Raw genomic sequence first — 18,292 nt, 5'->3', positions numbered from 1 at the left:
GACGATCTGCATGGCGCTGCTCCGGTTTGGGGGATCTTGCGCATGTCTTGCGCATGACCTGTATTCCAGCAGCGGATGCGACGCGGGGGTACTGTCAGACCTTACAGGGTGCATTCGCACCGAGGTCACGCGGCTCAGTGAATCAGGCCGAGCTTGAGCGCCTTCACCACGGCCTGGTGCTTGTTCACGCAGCCCAGCTTGTGCATCGCGTTGTTCACGTGCAGCACCGCGGTACGTTCACTGATGCCCAGGATCGCGCCCACTTCCCAGGCGGTCTTGCCTTCCATCGTCCAGCGCAGCGCTTCGAGCTCGCGCGGCGTGAGCGCCGGGCGCTCCGGCTGCAGCGTGGGCGGCACCAGCAGGCGCAGCGCGGCCTCCTGGGCACACACGGTGAACAGCTGCAGGTCGGCCACGATGCGGGTGAGCTCGGAGGGGTCGGCGGGCAACGCCTGGTCCCGCACCACGCCCAGGCCGAAGTGGCGCCCCTCCGGCATGTGCAGCACCATCGCGATGCCGGTGGCGTAGCCGTATTGCGCCTGCTCTTCCCATAGCTCCGTCAGGCCTTTCTGACGGTAGGTGTCGCGGTTCCACACGATGGGCACGCTGTGGTGTTTGGTGTGCTGCAACACCGGATCGAGCCGGCTCTTGGTGGGATCGCTGGAGACGCCGGCATAGGCCTCGGGCGCGTTGTCGACCACGATGAACTGCGACTGGCCGATGCTCTGGTCCACCACCGTGAGCGCCGCCATGCGCTCGAACCCGAGCTGGCGCGTGAAGCGCACCACCTCGTCCCGGAACTCATTGCGGTCCCGGGCCTGCAGCACCGACATGTATCCACCCTGCAGCATTCGACGGTATGACTTTCTGTTGATGCGCGGGGCCTCGAACGAGTGCCCTGACAAGGTTTACAGCTGGAAAGCGGAGCCCGGGTGCCGAAAACTTCGGTCATACACAGACAGGATGTACACCATGACCCCTCCGTGGACCTTGCGCGCCTGGCCGCCAGTATTGTGGCAGGCGAACGCTTCCGGCAAGCTTCAATTGTTCCATCTCGGCACGCGGGTGCTGAGTCCCGGGAACAATGCCACGCCGTTCTCCGGGCAGACGGTCTGGAGCGGCTCGTCCAGCGATGGCGAAGCCGGTGTCGCATGGGACTGGGTGCAGGTGATGCCTGGCATCGTGGCCATGGCCGACCCGATGTCGGTGGTCACCAATCTGCGCCTGCTGGGCCCGGAGGGCGAGGTGCTCACCGCCTGGGAAGCCGCCCGCCATCTCAACCAGATCGTGCACGCCCTGCCCTGGCAGGACGAAGTGCAGCGTGCGCTCTCGTTTCAGGACGAGCGCCCCAGCCGCGTTCCAGTGAGCCGCGCGGCTGCCGTGAGTTACCGCGCCGCGGCGCACTGAGCCGCGGTTCGGGCTGCAGAGCCCTGCCGCGCCATGAGCCGGGCGTGACCAGGCACTGAGCGGCCGTACCGCGCGGCCCGGGTGCGCCACGCGGCTGCGACCGACGCCGCCCTTTCAGCGCAGCGCCGCCTGCTTCAGCTGCCGCGCCACGAAGGCCAGGCACAGCGCGGCGACCACGGCGCTCACCGCCAGCGGCACCAGCGCATCCAGCGCGCCGAAGGCCTCGCCCTTGAGCACGCGGTTCATCAGCGTGGTCTGCGCGAGTGCGGGCACCCACAGATGCCAGGGCTGTTCGCCCTCCTGGTTGAACAAGGTCATCAGCGGCAGCAACGAGGCGCCGAGCATGATCACGGTGTTGTTGGCCTGCGCTTCCTTGAAGGTCTTGCAGCGGATGGCCACCGCCATCATCAGGGCCGACAGTGCCGCGGCCAGCGGCACCAGCAGCACCAGGAACAGGCCCGCTTCGCGCAGGCCGTACTGGAACAGCGCCGCCAGCGACTCGCTGCGCAGCAGCCACTGGCCCGGAAGGAAGCTGAAACACGACAGCACCGCGATCAACATGCCCACGCTCGCGACCGCCCCCCACTTGCCCACCACCAGCGCCCAGCGCGAGGCCGGGTTCATCAGCAGCGGCTCCAGCGATCCACGTTCGCGCTCGCCGGCCGTGGTATCCAGCGCCGCGTTGAGCGCGCCATAGAGCACGGCCATCAGCACAAAGAACGGCAGCATGCCGGTGAGCTGGGCGGCGCGGGTCTGCGGATTGGCGAGGTCGCGGTCCTGCACCTGCAGCACCTCCAGCAGCGCAGGGGCCACGCCCCGCGCGGTCAGGCGCAAGGTGGCCTGCTCGCTGGTGAAGCCACGCAGCAGCTGCGCCACCCGGCCCACGCCGCCTTGCGCGCGCTGGTTGGCGCTGCTGCTCACCACCTCCACCAGCGGCGACTCGCCGCGCGCGAGCTCGGCCTCGAACTCGGGAGGGATCACCACCACCGGGTGGGCGAGGCGGCTCTTGCGCAACTGCTCCTCGTAGTCCGCCGGCGCGGCCTGGATGGTGTAAGTCTGGCGCTGCAGGTAGTTGCGCAGCGTGGGTGCACGCTCCATGCCGGCCACCAGCAGCTGGCGCTGCTCGGCACGCTCTTCCATCTGCGCCACCAGCGCCGACAAGGCCACCAGCAGCACAGGCCCCATCGCCACCGAGGACAGCATCACCATCATGAGCGTGCGGCGGTCGCGCAGCGCATCGATGAGCTCCTTGCAGAACACGGTCCAGGCGGCCTTCATGCCTTGCTCCCCATCGCAACCACGGCGCCGCCTTCGGCCTGCTCCTGCGGCGTGAAGGCCAGGCGCACGAAGGTCTCTTCAAAGTCGTCATGGCCGGCGCGCACGCACAGCTCGGCCACCGTGCCCTGCGCCACCGTGCGCCCATGCGAGACGACCACCACCTGATCGCACAGGCGCTCCACCTCCTGCATGATGTGGGTGGAGAACACGATGCACTTGCCATGGTCGTCGCGCAGCCTGCGCAAGGCCTCGCGCAGGCTGCGGGTGGCCAGCACGTCCAGCCCATTGGTGGGCTCGTCGAGGATGATGTTGGCGGGGTCATGAACCAGCGCGCGCGCCAGCGCGGTCTTCATGCGTTCGCCCTGGCTGAAGCCCTCGGTGCGGCGGTCCAGCAGCGCACGCATCTCCAGCATGTCGGCCAGCGTTTGTGCACGCGCCTGTGCGGCCTCGTCGCGCATGCCGTGCAGGCGGCCGTAGTAGACGATGTTCTCGCGTGCGGTGAGGCGCGGGTACAGCCCGCGTGCGTCGCTGAGCACGCCCATGCGGGCGAGCGCCTCGCGCGGGCGGGCAGCCACGTCGATGCCGTCCACCACGACGCGGCCGGCGTCCGGCCGCACGAGTGCGGCCACCATGCGCAGCGTGGTCGTCTTACCGGCGCCGTTGGGGCCCAGCAGCCCGGTGATGCACGCGTCGGGCGCGGTGAACGACACCCCATCCACCGCACGCACCGTGCCGGCCTTGCGGCCGCGCCCGTGGCTGAAGCGCTTGGCCAGTTGCTGCACCTCGATCATGGCTGCCTCCGGGCGGCGGGTGCCACCGGTGTCACGGTGGCCGCCGAGGCGGCGGGTGCCGGCGGCAGCAGCGGCATGAAGGCCGGCGGACGCGGCAGCTCGCCCACGCAGCGTGCATCGAGTTTGAGCGCGGCATCGTCGGTCTCGGCGTCCACGAAGCGGTACACCACGTCGCGCAGGCAGCCGATGCCCATCACCCCATGGCCGGCATGCGGCACGACCAGGTGGCGCGCCTTGGGGCCCAGCGCCTTGGCCGCCCGCTCGGCATGCCGCGGCGGCGTGACCGGATCGCTGGCGCCCGACAGCAGCAGGGTCGCGCCCCGTGCCACCGGCATGCGGTAGAAGGCCGTCGGAACCTCGCCGCGCGGCCATTGCGCACACACCTGGCGGTACAGCTGCGCAAAGCCGGTGCGGAAGTCCGCGCCCGGTGAGTCGGTGGCGGCATCCAGCCGCGGCACATCCTCGGCGCACACGACAGAGAAGTGCATGCCCTCGGACATCGCCATGGCCTTGTGCCGGCCCTGCAAGGCACTTGCCAGTGCCGCCAGTGCATCGAAGCGCCCGGCCGAAGCCTCGGCGATGGCGTTGGGCAGGCCGGCGGCCAGCGCCGGCACGTAGAGTGGCTGGCGCACCATGGACAGCAGCAGGTCGCGCTGCAGCAGCACGGTCTCCCGTTGTCCGGTGAGCGGCTGGGGAAAGCTCACCGCGCGCGGCAGGCTCTCCAGCAGCCCGTGCCAGCGCGCGCGCAGCTGCGGATAACGCGCCGCACACGCGGGGTCGGCCTCGCAGGCACTGAACACACTGTCCAGCGCAGCCTGGTTGTCGGTGGAAAACGCGGCCGGCAGCACCATGTCGGGTGGCGCCACGCCATCGATCACGGCCCGCCGCACCCGCTGCGGAAACTGCCGCATGTACTCCAGCACCGCGCGCGTGCCGTAGGAGGCGCCGATCGCGTTGAAACGCTCCACGCCGAGGGCCTGGCGCACCGCGTCGGCATCCTGCATCGCGAGGGTGGTCGTGTAGAAGCGCAGGTCGCCATGCGGCAGGCGCTGCAGTGCATCCCGGCAGGCGGCAAGCTGGCGCTGCTGCTGCGCCGGGTCCAGCGCCTGGGCCAGCGGGCGGCCGGCATCGTCATCGTCGCACTTCAGCGGCGCGCTGCGGCCGGTGCCGCGCTGGTCCACCAGCACCAGGTCGCGCCGGTTGAGGAAGCGCGAATGCGCCGCGGCCAGCGGCCCGGCCAGCTCGATCGCACTCTGCCCCGGCCCGCCCGCAAAAAAGAACACCGGGTCCGGCTTCTTGTTGCGCGCCAGCGCCGGCACCACGGCGTAGTGCAGCTCGATCTGGCGGCCCTGCGGCTGGGCCGGGTCCAGCGGGCGCTGGAGCACGCCGCACAGCGCCTCGTGCGCCAGCCCGCGCAGGCGGCAGGGCGCGAGGCCGGCATCGGCCGCGGACGCCGGCAGCGCCATGCAGGCGAGCAGCAGCAGGAGGCGGCAAGGGTTCAATCGGACCATGGATGTGAGGGCGGCAGTGGCAGCGGCCGCATTGTGAAAGCGCGGCTGGCCTGGCCGCTGCGGTGCGCGGATGAACGGCGGAACCGCTGTCATCAACGGCCGGTGCTCACGGGGTCTTGGCGAGCAGCTGCTTCAGCTCGCCGCTGTCCAGCAGGCGCTGCAGGTCGTCGGCGCCGCCGATCAGTTGCCCGCGCACGAAGATCATCGGCAGGGTAGGCCAGCCGGTCCACATCTTCAGCGCGTTGCGGCGCCGCCATTCGCCGAGGTAGCTGCCGTACTCCATGTAGTGGAACGGGATGCCGGCCGCCTGCAGCAGGCGCCTGGCGCGGCGCGGATGCGGGTTCTGCGCCATGCCGACCACCACCACCGCATGCTGCGCGATCGCGCGCTGCACGTCGGCCACCACGTCGGCATGGTGGCCGGCCACCCGGGCGCGGATCGCCGGGTGGATCTGGGATTCATCGAGAACGCTGCGTGGCATGGGGCGCACCTCCGGGGCGAAGGGTAACCCGCGTCGTCGGCGGCGCTGGCCGCGGCGCGGGCACGCAGCCTGCAGCACCCTTGCCGCGTTCATCGAGGAGTCCCCCATGAAGCTCTACTACAGCCCTGGTGCCTGTTCCCTCTCGCCGCACATCCTGCTCCACGAAGCCGAGATGCCGTTCGAGGCCCACCTGGCGAGCACCAAGACCCACAAGCTCGCCGACGGCAGCGACTACTACCAGATCAACCCGAAGGGCTATGTGCCCACCTTGGAGTTCGACGATGGGCAGCGCCTGACCGAAGGGCCGGCCATCGTGCAATGGATTGCCGACCAGGTGCCGCACAAGCGCCTGGCGCCACCGGCCGGCACGCTGGAGCGCTACCGGCTGATGGAGTGGCTGAACTACATCACCGCCGAGCTGCACAAGGGCTTCGGCGTGCTGTTCAATCCGGCCATGCCGGAGGAGGCCAAGGCGTTGATGCGGCTGAAGCTGGCCGACCGCTTCCGCTTCGTGGACCAGGCGCTGGCGAGCCGGCCCTACCTGCTGGGCCAGGATTTCGGCGCGGCGGATGCCTACCTGTACGTGGTGACACGCTGGGCCGCGCCGATGCAGGTGGACCTGGCCGGCTTCGAGCACATGGCGCGTTTCATGGAGCGGGTGGCTGCCCGCCCGGCGGTGCAGCGCGCACTGCAGGCCGAAGGGCTCAGCCCGGCGCAGGCCAAGGCCTAGGCCGGCCTTCAAGCCGTCTTGCCGGGCGCCGCCTTCAGCAGCCCTTCGCAGGTGGCGCGCTGCGGGTCGGCCGCATCGAGCTTCGCGCACACACCGCCCAGCCGGGCTTGCAGGCGCTGCATCGCCGCCGCGTGCTGCCCCTTGGCGTTCCATGCCTGCAGCTTGGCACCCACCTTCTGCAACGAGCGGGCGCTCCGCTCGTAGAAGGCGTTGGGCTGCGCCGCCGCTTCGTCCAGCAGCTGCTGCACCGCACGTTCGATGCGCGTGCCGTCCTGCGGCGCCAGCTCCACCAGCGCGCTGACATAACTGGCGCCCCACTGCAAACGCGTGGCCGGGCCCTCGCTCTTGTTGAAAGCCTGTTCGTACCAGCGCAGCGCCTCAGCCTTGTCGCCGCGTGCCTTCGCATTGCCGGCCAGCTGCGACATCAGGTAGTAGGGCGAATGGCTCTTGCCGAGGTTGGCCTTGAGCAGTGCGTCGGACTCCGCGTCCAGCCCCGTGCGGTGCAGGGTGTGGGCCGCGGTGGTGATGACGGCCTGGCGCTCATAACCGTCGGTGATCTCCCGGTCCTCGCGTGCCGCCGCGTCGCGCACTTCCTTCAGCAACGCGGGCGGCAGCTTCACCACCTTGGCGTCGTCCGCCACGCCGGCCTGCAGGCGCGCGAGATCCACCCGCGCCATCAGTGCCGTCAGGCGGTCGGCGCGCGAGAGGCTGGTGTCGGCCTGCAGGCGCTGCAGCGCGGTGTCGAAGCTGCGCACCAGGCCGTCACGCTGGCGCGCATCGTCGCCGGCCAGCGCCTTCACGATGTCAGGCGCCCAGTTGGTGATCACGTCCATCTGCGCCCGGCTGGCCGCGGGGTCGGCGAGCAGCTGGCGCACCTTGTCGCGCTGGGCGTCGTTGGCCTGGGGCAGCTTGCCTTCTTCGGCTTCGGCCAGTGCCTTGAGCTGCAGCCGCGTCGCCGCCGCTGCTTCGCTCGCGGGGCAGGCCGCGGCCAGCTTGGCCAGCAGCGCCGGGCGCTGCGCCTGCGGCACCAGCTGCTGTTCGTCGGTGTCCCAGGAATAGAAAGCGAGCAGGCGCCATTCGTTGCCGTCCAGCGGCTTGCCGGCCTTCGCATCGGCAAGCACCGTCTTCACCGGGCGGCCGTTGGCCAGGCCGAGCTGCAGCACCTGCATCACCTGCGCTGCGTCCACCTCGCCCGGCAGGCGGGTGATCTCCTGGCCGTCGCCGTTGAACAGGATCATGGTGGGATAACCACGCACCTTGAAGCGGCTGCCGAGCTTCTGCGCGCCGGGCAGGTCGCCGTCGATGCTCACCGCCACGAAGGCCCGCGAGCGCTCGACAAAATCCTGGCGGTTGAACAAGGTGGCCCTGAGCTGGTTGCACGGCGGGCACCACTTGGCACCCCAGTACAGCAGCAGCGGCTTGTGCCCGGCCCTGGCCTGGGCGAAGGCCTTGTCGACGTCGGCATCACTGGCGGCCGCCTGCCAGGCGATGCCCGGCGTGTCGGCGGCGTGGGACGGCGCGGGGGCACCGATGGCGATCAGCGCGGCCAACAAGGCGGGGCGCAGGGCGGCGAGGGACATGGGCGTCTTTCGCAACGGTGAGGTGGCGAACGATTGTGCCCGTGCCCCCAAGACCCTGGCGCTCTCAGCAGGGCGTGTCGTCGCCGCCCAGCCAGGCTTGCGACGGGTCGTCCATCGGCTCGGGCGCCGCACGCGCCAGGGCCATCCACAGATGGAAGGGCGGCCGCAGCGCCCGCTTGGCCGCAGGCCGCGCCACCTCGAAACCGCCCGCCTCCAGCGCCACCAGCACGCCAAAAGGCGGCGGGATCTCGGCGGGCTCGGCGATGCCTTCGCGCAGCACATACCAGCATTGGCTGGACATCTCCAGGTAGGCCAGGCGCTTGGCCTCGTGGCGCAGGTCCGACAGCAGGTCGGCGCGCCGCACCTTGATCTCGTGCACCACCGGCTCCAGGTAGTCCTCCACCGTGGTGTGGCGCACCGAGAACACATCGGGCATGGCGATGCACCAGCGCTCCTCCACCTTGGCGCGCAGGCTCAGGCCCCGCCAGGCGATGCGGCCCGCGCGCTGCATCTCGGCCGCCACGCGTGCCACCAGCGCTTCGTGCGCGTCACGCGCGGCGCGGTTCTTCTGCAGCGTCTGCGCCAACACCTGGATGCCGGCGTCGGTGACCCGCAAGGTCTCGCGGCCGCGGTCGTCGCGCACGCGCTCCAGCAGCCCGGCGGCGAGCAGCTCCACCTCCAGCATGTCGTGGCAGGGCCAGCCGGCCGAGCGATAGATCTCGCGCAGGCGCCTATGGTGCGGCGTGCGCAGGGTGGGCGGTGGCAGGGCGGCCATGGCGACAGCTTAGCAACGCGGCCCGGCAAGGGGCGGCCAGGCAGCCTGCACGCCGGCGGCGGCGTGCCTCGCCCTCAGGCGCTTGCGCTGGCCTGGCGTTCGCGCTGGCGCCGTTCCTCTTCGACACAACGCGCTTCCACGTCCGGCGCGGTGGACAGCACCGAGCTCAATGCGTCCAGGAAGACCCGTGTCTTGGCCGGCATCAGGCGTCGGCCGGCAAACACCGCCCACGCGACCGACGGCTTGTGATGCCAGCCGGCAAGCAGGCGCCGCAGTTCGCCGGCACGCACATACGGCTCCGCAAAGTAGTTCGCCACCGCGGCCACGCCGGCGCCGCTGCGGGCCAGGCGGATCAGCAGGTCGGGCGAATTGGCGGCGGTGCGCTGGTCGGGCACCGCGCTCCACTCCACCTCGCCGTCTTCGGACTGCAGCTCCCACGGCAACGCATCACCCGAGCGCGACAGCACCATCAGCCCATGCAGGCCCAGCAGCGCCTCGGGCGTCTGCGGCTCGCCATGCACGCTGAGGTACTCGGGCGAGGCATACAGGCTGGTGCTGAACACCGCCAAGCGGCGCGCGGTGAGCTGCGAATCCTGCGGCAGCTCGCCCATGCGGATGGCGAGGTCGAAGTTCTCGCCGATCAAGTCCACCCGGCGCGGCGTGAGGTCCAGTTCCAGCGAGATGGCCGGGTGCTCGCGCACGAACTGCGCCAGCATGCCGGACAAGGTGACGCTCGCGAAGTCGCCCGGCATGGACACGCGCAGCTTGCCGCTCGGCCTGGCCTGGCGATGCAGCGCGAGGGCAGTGGCGCCGTCCACCTCCTCGGCCACCTGGCGCGCATGGTCGAGCACGCTCAGGCCGAAGTCGGTGACCGACAGCTTGCGGGTCGTGCGCTGCAGCAGCCGTTCGCCCAGCTGGCGCTCCAGCTCGGCGATGCGGCGCGACACGGTGGACTTGGGCAGGTGCACGCGCTCGGCGGCGCGGCTGAAGCTGCCACTTTCCACCACCCGCGCGAACAGCAGCAGGTCGTTCGGTTCAATCGCCATGGGCCGCCTCGTTGTGCCGTTGATGGAACAATCTTATCCAGAACAGCGACTTCTCTTGCGGGATTCGGGCCAATACATTGACTCCATCGCAATCTCTTTGATGGAGCCCTGAATGAACATCCTGCAAATCAACTCCAGCGCGCGGGCTTTCGACAACGGCCAGGGCTCGCACTCCACCCGCCTGGCCAACGAGCTGGCCGCCGCCTTGCAACAAGCCCATCCGGGCGCCCAGCTCACCGTGCGCGACCTGGCGCGCCAGCCGCATCCCGCCCTGGACGAACCCACGCTGCAGGCCTTGTTCACCCCGGCCGAAGCGCGCACGCCGGAGCAGGCGGCCCGCGTGGCGCTGGACGACGCGCTGATCGCCGAGCTGCAGGCCGCCGACGTGGTGGTGCTCGGTGTGCCGATGTACAACTTCGGCGTGAGCACCCAGCTGAAGAACTGGATCGACGCGATCTCGCGGGCCCGGGTCACCTTCGAGTACACGGCCACCGGCCCGCGCGGCCTGCTGCAAGGCAAGAAGGTCTATGCGGTGCTCACCCGCGGCGGCAAGTACCGCGGCACACCGGCCGACAGCCAGGTGCCGTACCTGAAGACGGTGCTTGCCTTCCTGGGCATGACCGACGTCGAATTCATCTACGCCGAGGGCCTGAACATGGGGCCGGAGGCCGAAGCCGCCGCGCTGGCCGACGCGCGCAACGGCATTGCCGCGGCGGTGCACACCGCGCGAACGGAAGCCATTGCATGAACACCCCCACCGTGTCCAAGGCCCGCCACGTCGAGCGCCTGGTCACCGGCCAGGCCACCAGCGACGGCGCCGGCGTGAAGCTCACCCGCGTGCTCACCCAGCCGCTGCAGCGCCGGCTCGACCCCTTCCTGATGCTGGACGCCTTTGGCACCGACAACCCGGACGACTACATCGGCGGCTTCCCCGACCATCCGCACCGTGGCTTCGAGACGGTGACCTACATGATCGCCGGCCGCATGCGCCATCGCGACTCGGCCGGCCATGAAGGCCTGTTGAGCAATGGCGGTGTGCAGTGGATGACCGCCGGCCGCGGCATCGTCCACAGCGAGCTGCCCGAGCAGGAAGAAGGCCGCATGGAAGGCTTCCAGCTCTGGCTCAACCTGCCGGCCGACCAGAAGATGCGCGAGCCGGGGTACCGCGACATCGCCAGCAGCGCGATTCCCGAGCTACATGCCGATGGCGCGCGGGTGCGGGTGATCGCCGGCGAGAGCCATGGGGTCATCGGCGCCATGCAGCGCGAGGTCACCGAGCCGCTGTACCTGGACATCCACCTGCAGCCGGGCGCCCGCTTCGAGCAGCCGCTGCCGCCCGAGCACAACGCGTTCGTGTACGTGTACCGCGGTGGCTTGCACATCGGCGACACCGAGGTGCCGGCACAGCGCATGGCCATCCTCGCCAACACACCTGGCAGCGACACCGTGCAGCTGCAGGCCGGCGACACGCCCACGCGCGCGCTGCTGATCGCGGGCCGGCCGCTGAACCAGCCGATCGCGCAGTACGGGCCCTTCGTGATGACCAGCAACGAAGAGATCTTCCAGGCCGTGGAGGACTTCCGCGCCGGTCGCTTCGCCTGAGAACGCACGCGGGCCAACGGGCACAGGGCTTGCCCTGAAGGGGCAAATGCCCCTTCTCCCATCGTCCGTATGGCCCCACGGAGCGCTGCGTATCGTCCGTCTGTGGAGCCTGCTGCTGGTCGTGCTGCAAGGCCTGAGCGCCTGCGCCAGCCTGCCGCCACCACCGCCGCGCACACCGACGCAGGCGCTCGCCGAGCCGCAGGCCACCGCGCTGGGCAAGCGGGTGGCGGCCGTGCAGCCGGCGGCCAACCTCTCCGGCTTTCGCGTGGTCACCTCGGGCACCGATGCGCTGGCCGTGCTCATGACACTGGCCGACCAGGCCGAACGCACCCTGGACCTGCAGTACTACCTGGTTCACAACGAAGCCAGCACACGCGCGCTGCTGCAGCATGTGCGCGCTGCCGCCGACCGCGGGGTGCGCGTGCGCCTGCTGGTGGACGACATGCACACCGCCGGCAACGACGATGCGCTGCTGCGCATGACGCGCCATCCGCGCATCGAGGTGCGGCTGTACAACCCGCTGCCCAGCGGGCGCTTCTCCACGATCACCAAGGTGCTGGGTTCGCTGCACGACGTGAGCCGCATCAACCGGCGCATGCACAACAAGATGTTCGTGGCCGACAACGCACTCGCGTTCTCCGGCGGCCGCAACCTCGGTGATGCCTACTTCCTGCAAAGCGACAAGGCCAACTTCGTCGACATGGACCTGCTGGTGGCGGGGCCCGCCGTGCGCGCCCTGTCGCGCTCCTTCGACCGTTACTGGAACAGCGAGCTGGCCTATCCGGTGGAAGCGCTGGTCAGCGCCGACACGCCCGCGGCCACACCGGCATCGGCCGCGTCCACCGCCGCGCCTGCGGGAGCCTCGGCACCCCAGCCGCAGCCCGCGCTGGACGCACCGCCCCCGGCCGAGCCCACCATCGGCATGGCCGCCGAATCGGCCGCGCGCGACATCGCGCCCGGTGGTCGGCTGCGCCTGCAATGGGCGCCCGCCCGCCTGCTGGCCGACGACCCGGCGAAGATCGAGAACGGCGGCGCCGAGGTCGGCCCGGACCAGACCATGTTCGACGACGTGGCCAGCCTGCTGCGCTCGGCGCGGCGCGAGGTGCTGATCATCTCGCCCTACCTGGTGCCGGGCCAGCGCGGCATGGCGGTGTTCCACGAGCTGCGCCAGCGCGGCGTGATGGTGCGGGTGCTCACCAGTTCGCTCGCCGCCACCGACGCGCCGGTGGTGCACGCAGGTTATTCGCGCTACCGCCGCCCCATGCTGCAGGAGGGCATCGAGCTGTACGAGCTGCGGCCGCAGATCAGCGCGGCCAGCGCGCGCCTGGGCGCCTTCGGGCAATCGCGTGCGCGCCTGCATGCCAAGGCGCTGGTGGTGGACGGGCGCTGGCTGCTGGTGGGCTCGATGAACCTGGACCCGCGCTCCATTGACCTCAACAGCGAGATCGGGCTGCTGCTCAACAGCCCGGCCCTGGCCGAAGACTTCCGCCGCCTGTTCGACGACGTGGTGCAGAACAACAGCTACCGGCTGGAGCTGCGCAACGACACCAACCTGCGCTGGGTCACGCAATCGCGCGACGGCCCGGCAGTGGTGGAGGACTCGGAGCCGGAGTCCACCTTCTTGCGCCGCCTGAGCTTCTGGCTCATGGCCCCGATCGCGCCGGAAGAGATGCTGTGACATCGGCACGGTAAGCACGTGTGGCCGGCGCGCCGCACCCGGGTTTGCGCCACTGCGGCACGGCCCGGCGCCGTCGCAAGATAGCTGCTCCAGGACACATCACAACGAACGCGGTGCGAGGCCGCGCACTGGAGGGCGCATGAAGCGCAGGCGACTGGTATCGGCAGCCGCCGGGTGGGCCGTTGCCGCGCCGGCAGCGCAGGCCGCCGCCGGCCCACCGGCCGTCCACGCGGGCGGGCCGATACACCTGAGGCTGGCCACGGCCTGGCCGAGCAATGCAGCGGGCGCGGCCGACATGGTGCTGCGCTTCGCGCAGCGGGTGAAAGCCCTGTCCGGCGGGCAGGTGCAGATCGAGGTGCTGCCGGCGGACAAGTCCGGCGTGGCGCCGCTGGCGCTGCTGGATGCGGTGGCCAAGGGCGAGGTGGACATGGCGCACGCCACCGCCTACTACTGGACCCAGCGCTCGGCGGGGTTCAACTTCTTTGCCACCGTGCCGATGGGCATGACGGCCAACGAACACTACGCCTGGCTGCGCTTTGGCGGCGGCCTGGCCTTGTGGCAGCAGCTGGCGGCCCAGCATGGTGTGGTGGCCCTGCCCTGCGGCAACACCGGCGTGCAGATGGCCGGCTGGTTCCGCCGCCAGCTCACCGGGCTGGAGTCGCTCAAGGGGCTGAAACTGCGCTTTCCCGGGCTGGGCGGTGAAGTGCTGCGCAAAATGGGCGCGGTGCCGGTGCTGCTGCCGGCGGGCGAAATCAAGCAGGCCCTGCGCGACGGCCGCCTGGACGGCGCCGAATGGATCACGCCGTGGCCCGACCTGGCGCTGGGCCTGCACGAGGTGTGCGACCACTACTACTACCCCGGCATCCACGAGCCCGGCCACACGCTGGAGCTGCTGGTGCATCCACCGCTGTGGCACAAGCTGGGCGCGGCGCACCAGGAGATCCTGCGCACGGCCGGCTGGCTGGAGTGCATCGAGATGCAGGCGCACTTCAGCCATGAAAACGCCGCCCACCTGGCCGCGTTGCAGAAGCTGAAGAACGTGCAGGTGCTGCGCCTGCCCAATGAGGTGATGCGCGAGTTCCGCCGCCTGACCCCCGGCGTGCTGCGCGAAGCCACCGCGAGCGATGCGCTCGCGCGCCAGATCCACGACAGCTACACCACGTACCTGCGCCAGCAACTGCGCTGGGCCGAGATGGCCGACCGTGCCTACTGGCAGGCGCGCTACATCTAGGGCCTGCCTTGAGCCCCAGCACTTCCCATCGTGTGCTGCTGGTGTGGGTGGCCGCCGCCATGGTGCTGGCGCTGGTGACCGGCATGCTGGCCCTGTATGCCGTGCGCTCGCTGCAGCTGGCCGAGCAGCAGCTGCACACCGAAGCCCAGGCCGGTGCCGCGGTGGCCGCGGTGCAGGTGGCGGACGCGCTGCAGCGCCTGGAAGACATCGTGCTGCACACCCAGTTCGCCTTCGAACAATTCGGCCCCGGCCTGGTGGAGCGCGACCCGCTCGCCCGCACGCGGGAGGCGGGCGCGCTGCCGCCGTACCGCTTCATCGCCATCCTCAACGCGGCCGGCGACCCCACGCTCACGCTGCCGGCCGGCCAGCCCCTGCCCGCGCTGCACGAGCTGGCGGAGCGCCTGGCCGATGCCAGGGCACGCCCGCTCCACCCCTGGCCGGTGACGCTGCCCGGCGGCGAACGCACCCTGCTGCGCAGCCAGCGCCTGGTGTACCCCGACGGCACCTTTGCCGGCGCGGCCGTTGCCGCCCTCGAACCGGCGGTGCTGGAGCGCGCGATCAACGGCTCCATCAACGACCCGCTGCTCGCCGCCCGGCTCACCGATGCGCGCGGCCAGGACCTGCTGCACCGGGTGTGGGGGCATGCGCCGCCGCCCGGCCGCGCCGTGCAGGTGGCGGCGCAGCAAACCGTGCTGCCGGAAACCCTGGTGCTGCGGGTGGAGGCGGACACGGCCGGCCTGCGCGCGCAGTGGCAGCGCCAGCTCGTGCTGCCGGTGGCGGCCGGCGTGCTGGTCTGCCTGGCCACGCTGGTGGTGGCCGCCCTGCTGCTGCGCGGCATGCGGCGCGAGCTGGCGAGCGAGCTGCGGGCCCAGACCGCGGCCGCACAGGCCGAGGTGCGCTCGCGTTTCCTGGCCCACATGAGCCACGAGATCCGCACGCCGATGAACGGCGTGCTGAGCGCCGTGGAGCTGCTGGCCGCACACGGGCTCACGCCGGAGCAGGCGCGCCTGCTGGACATCGTGCGCGGCTCCGGCCAGGCGCTGCTGGCCATCATCAACGACCTGCTGGACGCCAGCAAGATCGACGCCGGCAAGCTGCAGCTGGAGCAGCAGCCCTTCAGCCTGGCCGACCTGGTGGAGGACGTGGTGGCCCTGCTTGCGCCGCTGGCGCAGGCCAAGCAGGTGCTGCTGGTGCAGGTGCTGCCGCCCAGCCTGCCGGCCCGCATGGTGGGTGATGCGCTGCGGCTGCGCCAGGTGCTCACCAACCTGGTGGGCAACGCGGTCAAGTTCACCGAACGCGGCACCGTCGCCGTGGCCTGTGAGTGGGAGCCCGCCGGCGAAGGCGCTGCCGTGCGCCTGCGGGTGGTGGACACCGGCATCGGCATCGCGGCGGCGGACCTGCAGCGCCTGTTCGTTCCTTTCGAGCAGCTCGATGAATCGGTGTCGCGCCGCTTCGGCGGCACCGGCCTGGGGCTGGCGATCGCGCAGCGGCTGGTGCAGCTGATGGGCGGGCACATCGAGGTCTGCAGCGAGGCGGGTTCGGGCTCGCAGTTCGTGGTGGCGCTGCAGTTGCCGCTGGCACCCGGGCCTGCGGACGCGCCATCGCCGGCCGGCCTGCAGGCGGTGGTGCTGGCCGGTGAACGCTGGAGCCAGGCCAGCCTGCTGGCCCACGCCGCCTGGGCCGGTGTGCAGACCCGCGTGGCTGCCGACCTGGAGCAGGCGCTGGCGCAGGCCGACCAGCTGCAGGCCGAACGTGGCACCGGCCCGGCGCCCACGCTGATCGTGGACGCCGACGCGCTGGGCCAGCCGGCCGAACGTGTGCTGCAGCGGCTGCGCGCCCACGCCCGCCGCGCCGACCCGCTGCACTGCGTGCTGCTGAGCAGCCAGCCACCCGTGGACCCGCCCGGTCGCGGGCTGCGCTGCCTGCACCGCCCGGCGCGCCGGCGCGAGCTGGCCACCGCGCTGCACGAGCTCGCCGGCCTGGCCACAGCCGTCGAGCCGGCGCAGCGGCCACCGCCCCTGCCGGCGCTGAAGGCCCGTGTGCTGGCGGCCGAGGACAACCCGGTGAACCGCATGATCCTGGGTGAGTTCCTGGCCCAGCTGGGCTGCGAGGTGCAGCTGGTGGAGGACGGCGCGGCGGCCGTGTGCCACTTCGAGGCCGACCGGTTCGACGTGGTGCTGATGGATTGCCAGATGCCGCTGATGGACGGCTTCGAGGCCACGCGCCGCATGCGCCGGCTCGAACGCGAACAACCCGGCCGCCGGCACACGCCGGTGATCGCGCTCACCGCCTACGCCACCGTCGAGGACCGGCAGCGCTGCCTGGAGGCGGGCATGGACGACCACCTGGGCAAACCCTTCAGCGCGCAGGCGCTGGCGGCGTTGCTGCAGCACTGGCTGCGGCGCTGAAGCGCGGCGGCCGCCGCTACAGTGGCGCCTGTTTTTTGCCCACCCCTTCGCTGCGTGCCGCCCGTTCCCGCCGACCCATCCCCTGCCTGGTTGCTCATCACCCGCCTGGGTGAAGCGCAGATCCTGCTGCCCGCGCTGCTGGCCGTGCTGACCTGGTTCGTGCTGCGCCTGGGTGCGCTGCGGGTGGCGGCCACCTGGCTGCTGTGCGTGAGCGTGGCGGTGGGGCTCACCACCATCACCAAGGTCGCCTTCCTCGGCTGGGGCATCGGTTATGCCCCCTGGAACTTCACCGGCATCTCCGGCCATGCGATGTTTGCCGCGGCCGTGCTGCCGGTGCTTGGCGCCACGCTGGCCGCCACCGCCGCGCCGGCGTCGCGGCCGCTGGCCGCAGTGATCGCGCTGGCCCTGGCCGCGCTGATCGCTTACTCGCGGGTGCAGGTCGGCGCACATTCGCCATCGGAAGCGCTGGCCGGCTGGATGCTCGGCGCGGTGGCCAGCACCCTGGCGGTGCTGCTGGCCCGCGCACCGCACAGCCATGCGCCCAAGGCGCTGATGCTGGGCCTCGTGCTGTGGCTGCTGCTCACGCCGGCGAGTGCGCCGCGCTCGCGCACGCACGATTGGGTGACCCGGCTGTCGCTGGCCTTGTCAGGCCACTCGCAGCCCTACACCCGGCAGATGATGCTGGAGCGCTACCGGCTGGAACACCCGCCGCGCGCCGCCGTCACAGGAAGCTGACAAAGGCCATCAGCGGATCGGTCTCCGGGTCGTCGCTGGGCTCGTGTTCGATCACGTGCAGCCCCCGCTCGAGCTCTGCGCTGGACTCGTGCCAGCCCCCGCACCACACCGCGGTGCCAGCGCCCGGGCCACGGGCCGGCATGAAGCCGGGCAGCGGCGGCGGGGGAACGACAACAACGGCAGGTGCGGGGAACATGCGGCTCTCTCCTCTCTCTTCGAATGCCGTCATGGTCGCGTTGCGGCCGGGCGCTGTGAATCGCTCCGAGGGGCGAAACCGCCCGGGTTGCGGCGCCCCCTGAGGAGGGAGTGCCGGGCCCCTCTTCCGGGGGTGGCACCCGGGTTGCCGCGCCCCGGGCATGCGCAACACCTCACCGTCCAGCAGCCCGGCCGTGCGCGCCCGTGCCCGCGCAGGCAGCACGGCCACATCGCAGCCCAAGGCAGTCGTCACGCTGCACACCGTCGCCGAACAGGCGGCCGGTTGCCGCGAATGCCCGATCGGCTTCATCGGCACGCAGACGGTGTGGGGCGAAGGGCCGGTCGGCGCGCCGCTGATGCTGGTGGGCGAGCAGCCGGGCGATCACGAAGACCTGCAGGGCCGTCCGTTCGTGGGGCCGGCCGGTGCGCTGCTGGACCGGGCGCTGGCGCAACTGCACTGGCCGCGCGAGCGCCTGTACGTCACCAACGCGGTGAAGCACTTCAAGTTCGAGCTGCGCGGCAAGCGCCGCATGCACAAGACCCCGGCCCAGCGCGAGGTCGCGGCCTGCAACCACTGGCTGCAAAGCGAGATCGAGCTGGTGGGCCCGCAGGCCATCGTGGCGCTGGGCGCCACCGCCGCACGCGCCACCGTGGGCCAGGCGGTACCGGTGATGAGCCAGCGCGGGCAGTGGCTGCAGCGCACGGTGGACGGCCTGCCGGTGCTGATCACCCTGCATCCGTCGGCCTTGTTGAGGCTGCGCGGGGGCGACCGCGACGAAGCGTTCGCCGCCTGGCTGCATGACCTGCAGCAGGCGGCGCGCTACATGCGGGCGGATTGAGGCGCTGC

General features: G+C 71.1%; 18 protein-coding genes. 9 read left to right on the top strand and 9 right to left on the bottom strand.

Annotated features, from left to right (window positions below; all coding sequences use genetic code 11):
* Positions 1-134: 134 nt before the first annotated feature.
* Positions 135-848, bottom strand: coding sequence for a helix-turn-helix transcriptional regulator (locus VPH43_RS17080; RefSeq protein WP_328578932.1), 714 nt, complete (start codon positions 846-848; stop codon positions 135-137).
* Between the two features lie 121 nt (positions 849-969).
* Between VPH43_RS17080 and VPH43_RS17075 the strand changes: the two genes are divergently transcribed.
* Positions 970-1,404 carry a hypothetical protein gene (locus VPH43_RS17075; protein WP_328578931.1) on the top strand — a complete coding sequence of 145 codons (435 nt, stop codon included), beginning with the start codon at positions 970-972 and terminating at the stop codon, positions 1,402-1,404.
* Positions 1,405-1,518: 114 nt separating this feature from the next.
* On the opposite strand, the gene VPH43_RS17070 is transcribed toward VPH43_RS17075, so the two are convergent.
* The 4 genes from VPH43_RS17070 to VPH43_RS17055 form a co-directional block, all read right to left on the bottom strand.
* Complete coding sequence (locus VPH43_RS17070; protein WP_328578930.1) at positions 1,519-2,682, bottom strand: ABC transporter permease; 1,164 nt, start codon at positions 2,680-2,682, stop codon at positions 1,519-1,521.
* Positions 2,679-3,473 (bottom strand): ABC transporter ATP-binding protein, encoded by a 795-nt coding sequence (locus VPH43_RS17065; RefSeq protein WP_328578929.1) that lies wholly within the window; start codon positions 3,471-3,473, stop codon positions 2,679-2,681. The genes VPH43_RS17070 and VPH43_RS17065 overlap by 4 nt, the downstream gene beginning before the upstream one ends.
* Positions 3,470-4,984, bottom strand: coding sequence for an alpha/beta fold hydrolase (locus VPH43_RS17060; RefSeq protein WP_328578928.1), 1,515 nt, complete (start codon positions 4,982-4,984; stop codon positions 3,470-3,472). The genes VPH43_RS17065 and VPH43_RS17060 overlap by 4 nt, the downstream gene beginning before the upstream one ends.
* A 106-nt stretch (positions 4,985-5,090) precedes the next feature.
* A complete protein-coding gene (locus VPH43_RS17055) occupies positions 5,091-5,465 on the bottom strand; it encodes a glutaredoxin (RefSeq protein ID WP_328578927.1) in 375 nt (124 codons plus the stop codon).
* Positions 5,466-5,571: 106 nt separating this feature from the next.
* Here VPH43_RS17055 and gstA point away from each other — a divergent pair, with 106 nt between their 5' ends.
* Positions 5,572-6,195, top strand: coding sequence for a glutathione transferase GstA (gstA, locus tag VPH43_RS17050; RefSeq protein WP_328578926.1), 624 nt, complete (start codon positions 5,572-5,574; stop codon positions 6,193-6,195).
* Between the two features lie 8 nt (positions 6,196-6,203).
* Here gstA and VPH43_RS17045 read toward each other — a convergent pair whose 3' ends face one another.
* The 3 genes from VPH43_RS17045 to VPH43_RS17035 form a co-directional block, all read right to left on the bottom strand.
* The gene (locus VPH43_RS17045) at positions 6,204-7,775 is read right to left on the bottom strand and encodes a thioredoxin family protein (protein WP_328578925.1); all 1,572 of its coding nucleotides are present in this window, start codon (positions 7,773-7,775) and stop codon (positions 6,204-6,206) included.
* A gap of 64 nt (positions 7,776-7,839) precedes the next feature.
* Complete coding sequence (locus VPH43_RS17040; RefSeq protein WP_328578924.1) at positions 7,840-8,550, bottom strand: hypothetical protein; 711 nt, start codon at positions 8,548-8,550, stop codon at positions 7,840-7,842.
* A 74-nt stretch (positions 8,551-8,624) separates the two neighbouring features.
* Positions 8,625-9,596 carry a LysR family transcriptional regulator gene (locus tag VPH43_RS17035; RefSeq protein WP_328578923.1) on the bottom strand — a complete coding sequence of 324 codons (972 nt, stop codon included), beginning with the start codon at positions 9,594-9,596 and terminating at the stop codon, positions 8,625-8,627.
* 112 nt (positions 9,597-9,708) lie between these two features.
* Between VPH43_RS17035 and VPH43_RS17030 the strand changes: the two genes are divergently transcribed.
* The 6 genes from VPH43_RS17030 (at position 9,709) to VPH43_RS17005 (ending at position 17,250) form a co-directional block, all read left to right on the top strand.
* Positions 9,709-10,344, top strand: coding sequence for an FMN-dependent NADH-azoreductase (locus VPH43_RS17030; protein ID WP_328578922.1), 636 nt, complete (start codon positions 9,709-9,711; stop codon positions 10,342-10,344).
* Positions 10,341-11,198 (top strand): pirin family protein, encoded by an 858-nt coding sequence (locus VPH43_RS17025; RefSeq protein WP_328578921.1) that lies wholly within the window; start codon positions 10,341-10,343, stop codon positions 11,196-11,198. Before VPH43_RS17030 ends, VPH43_RS17025 begins: the two co-directional genes overlap by 4 nt.
* 46 nt (positions 11,199-11,244) lie before the next feature.
* Positions 11,245-12,876, top strand: a complete 1,632-nt coding sequence (locus VPH43_RS17020; RefSeq protein ID WP_328578920.1) for a phospholipase D family protein — start codon at positions 11,245-11,247, stop codon at positions 12,874-12,876.
* Positions 12,877-13,015: 139 nt separating this feature from the next.
* A complete protein-coding gene (locus tag VPH43_RS17015; RefSeq protein ID WP_328578919.1) occupies positions 13,016-14,107 on the top strand; it encodes a TRAP transporter substrate-binding protein in 1,092 nt (363 codons plus the stop codon).
* An 8-nt stretch (positions 14,108-14,115) separates the two neighbouring features.
* Positions 14,116-16,515: a hybrid sensor histidine kinase/response regulator gene (locus VPH43_RS17010; protein WP_328578918.1), complete on the top strand. Its 2,400-nt coding sequence runs from the start codon at positions 14,116-14,118 to the stop codon at positions 16,513-16,515.
* A 54-nt stretch (positions 16,516-16,569) separates the two neighbouring features.
* Positions 16,570-17,250, top strand: a complete 681-nt coding sequence (locus VPH43_RS17005; RefSeq protein ID WP_328578917.1) for a phosphatase PAP2 family protein — start codon at positions 16,570-16,572, stop codon at positions 17,248-17,250.
* Here VPH43_RS17005 and VPH43_RS17000 read toward each other — a convergent pair.
* Positions 17,237-17,446: a hypothetical protein gene (locus VPH43_RS17000; RefSeq protein ID WP_328578916.1), complete on the bottom strand. Its 210-nt coding sequence runs from the start codon at positions 17,444-17,446 to the stop codon at positions 17,237-17,239. The two genes, VPH43_RS17005 and VPH43_RS17000, sit on opposite strands and share 14 nt — an antisense overlap.
* A 160-nt stretch (positions 17,447-17,606) precedes the next feature.
* On the opposite strand from VPH43_RS17000, the gene VPH43_RS16995 reads away from it, so the two are divergent.
* Positions 17,607-18,284 carry a UdgX family uracil-DNA binding protein gene (locus tag VPH43_RS16995; RefSeq protein WP_328578915.1) on the top strand — a complete coding sequence of 226 codons (678 nt, stop codon included), beginning with the start codon at positions 17,607-17,609 and terminating at the stop codon, positions 18,282-18,284.
* Positions 18,285-18,292: the final 8 nt, after the last annotated feature.

This window comes from Ideonella sp. BN130291 (genome assembly GCF_036231905.1).
Classification (GTDB): domain Bacteria; phylum Pseudomonadota; class Gammaproteobacteria; order Burkholderiales; family Burkholderiaceae_C; genus CAMLIZ01.
Note: the sequence above shows the minus strand (reverse complement) of the source record. Positions and strands in the feature narration are given on the sequence as shown.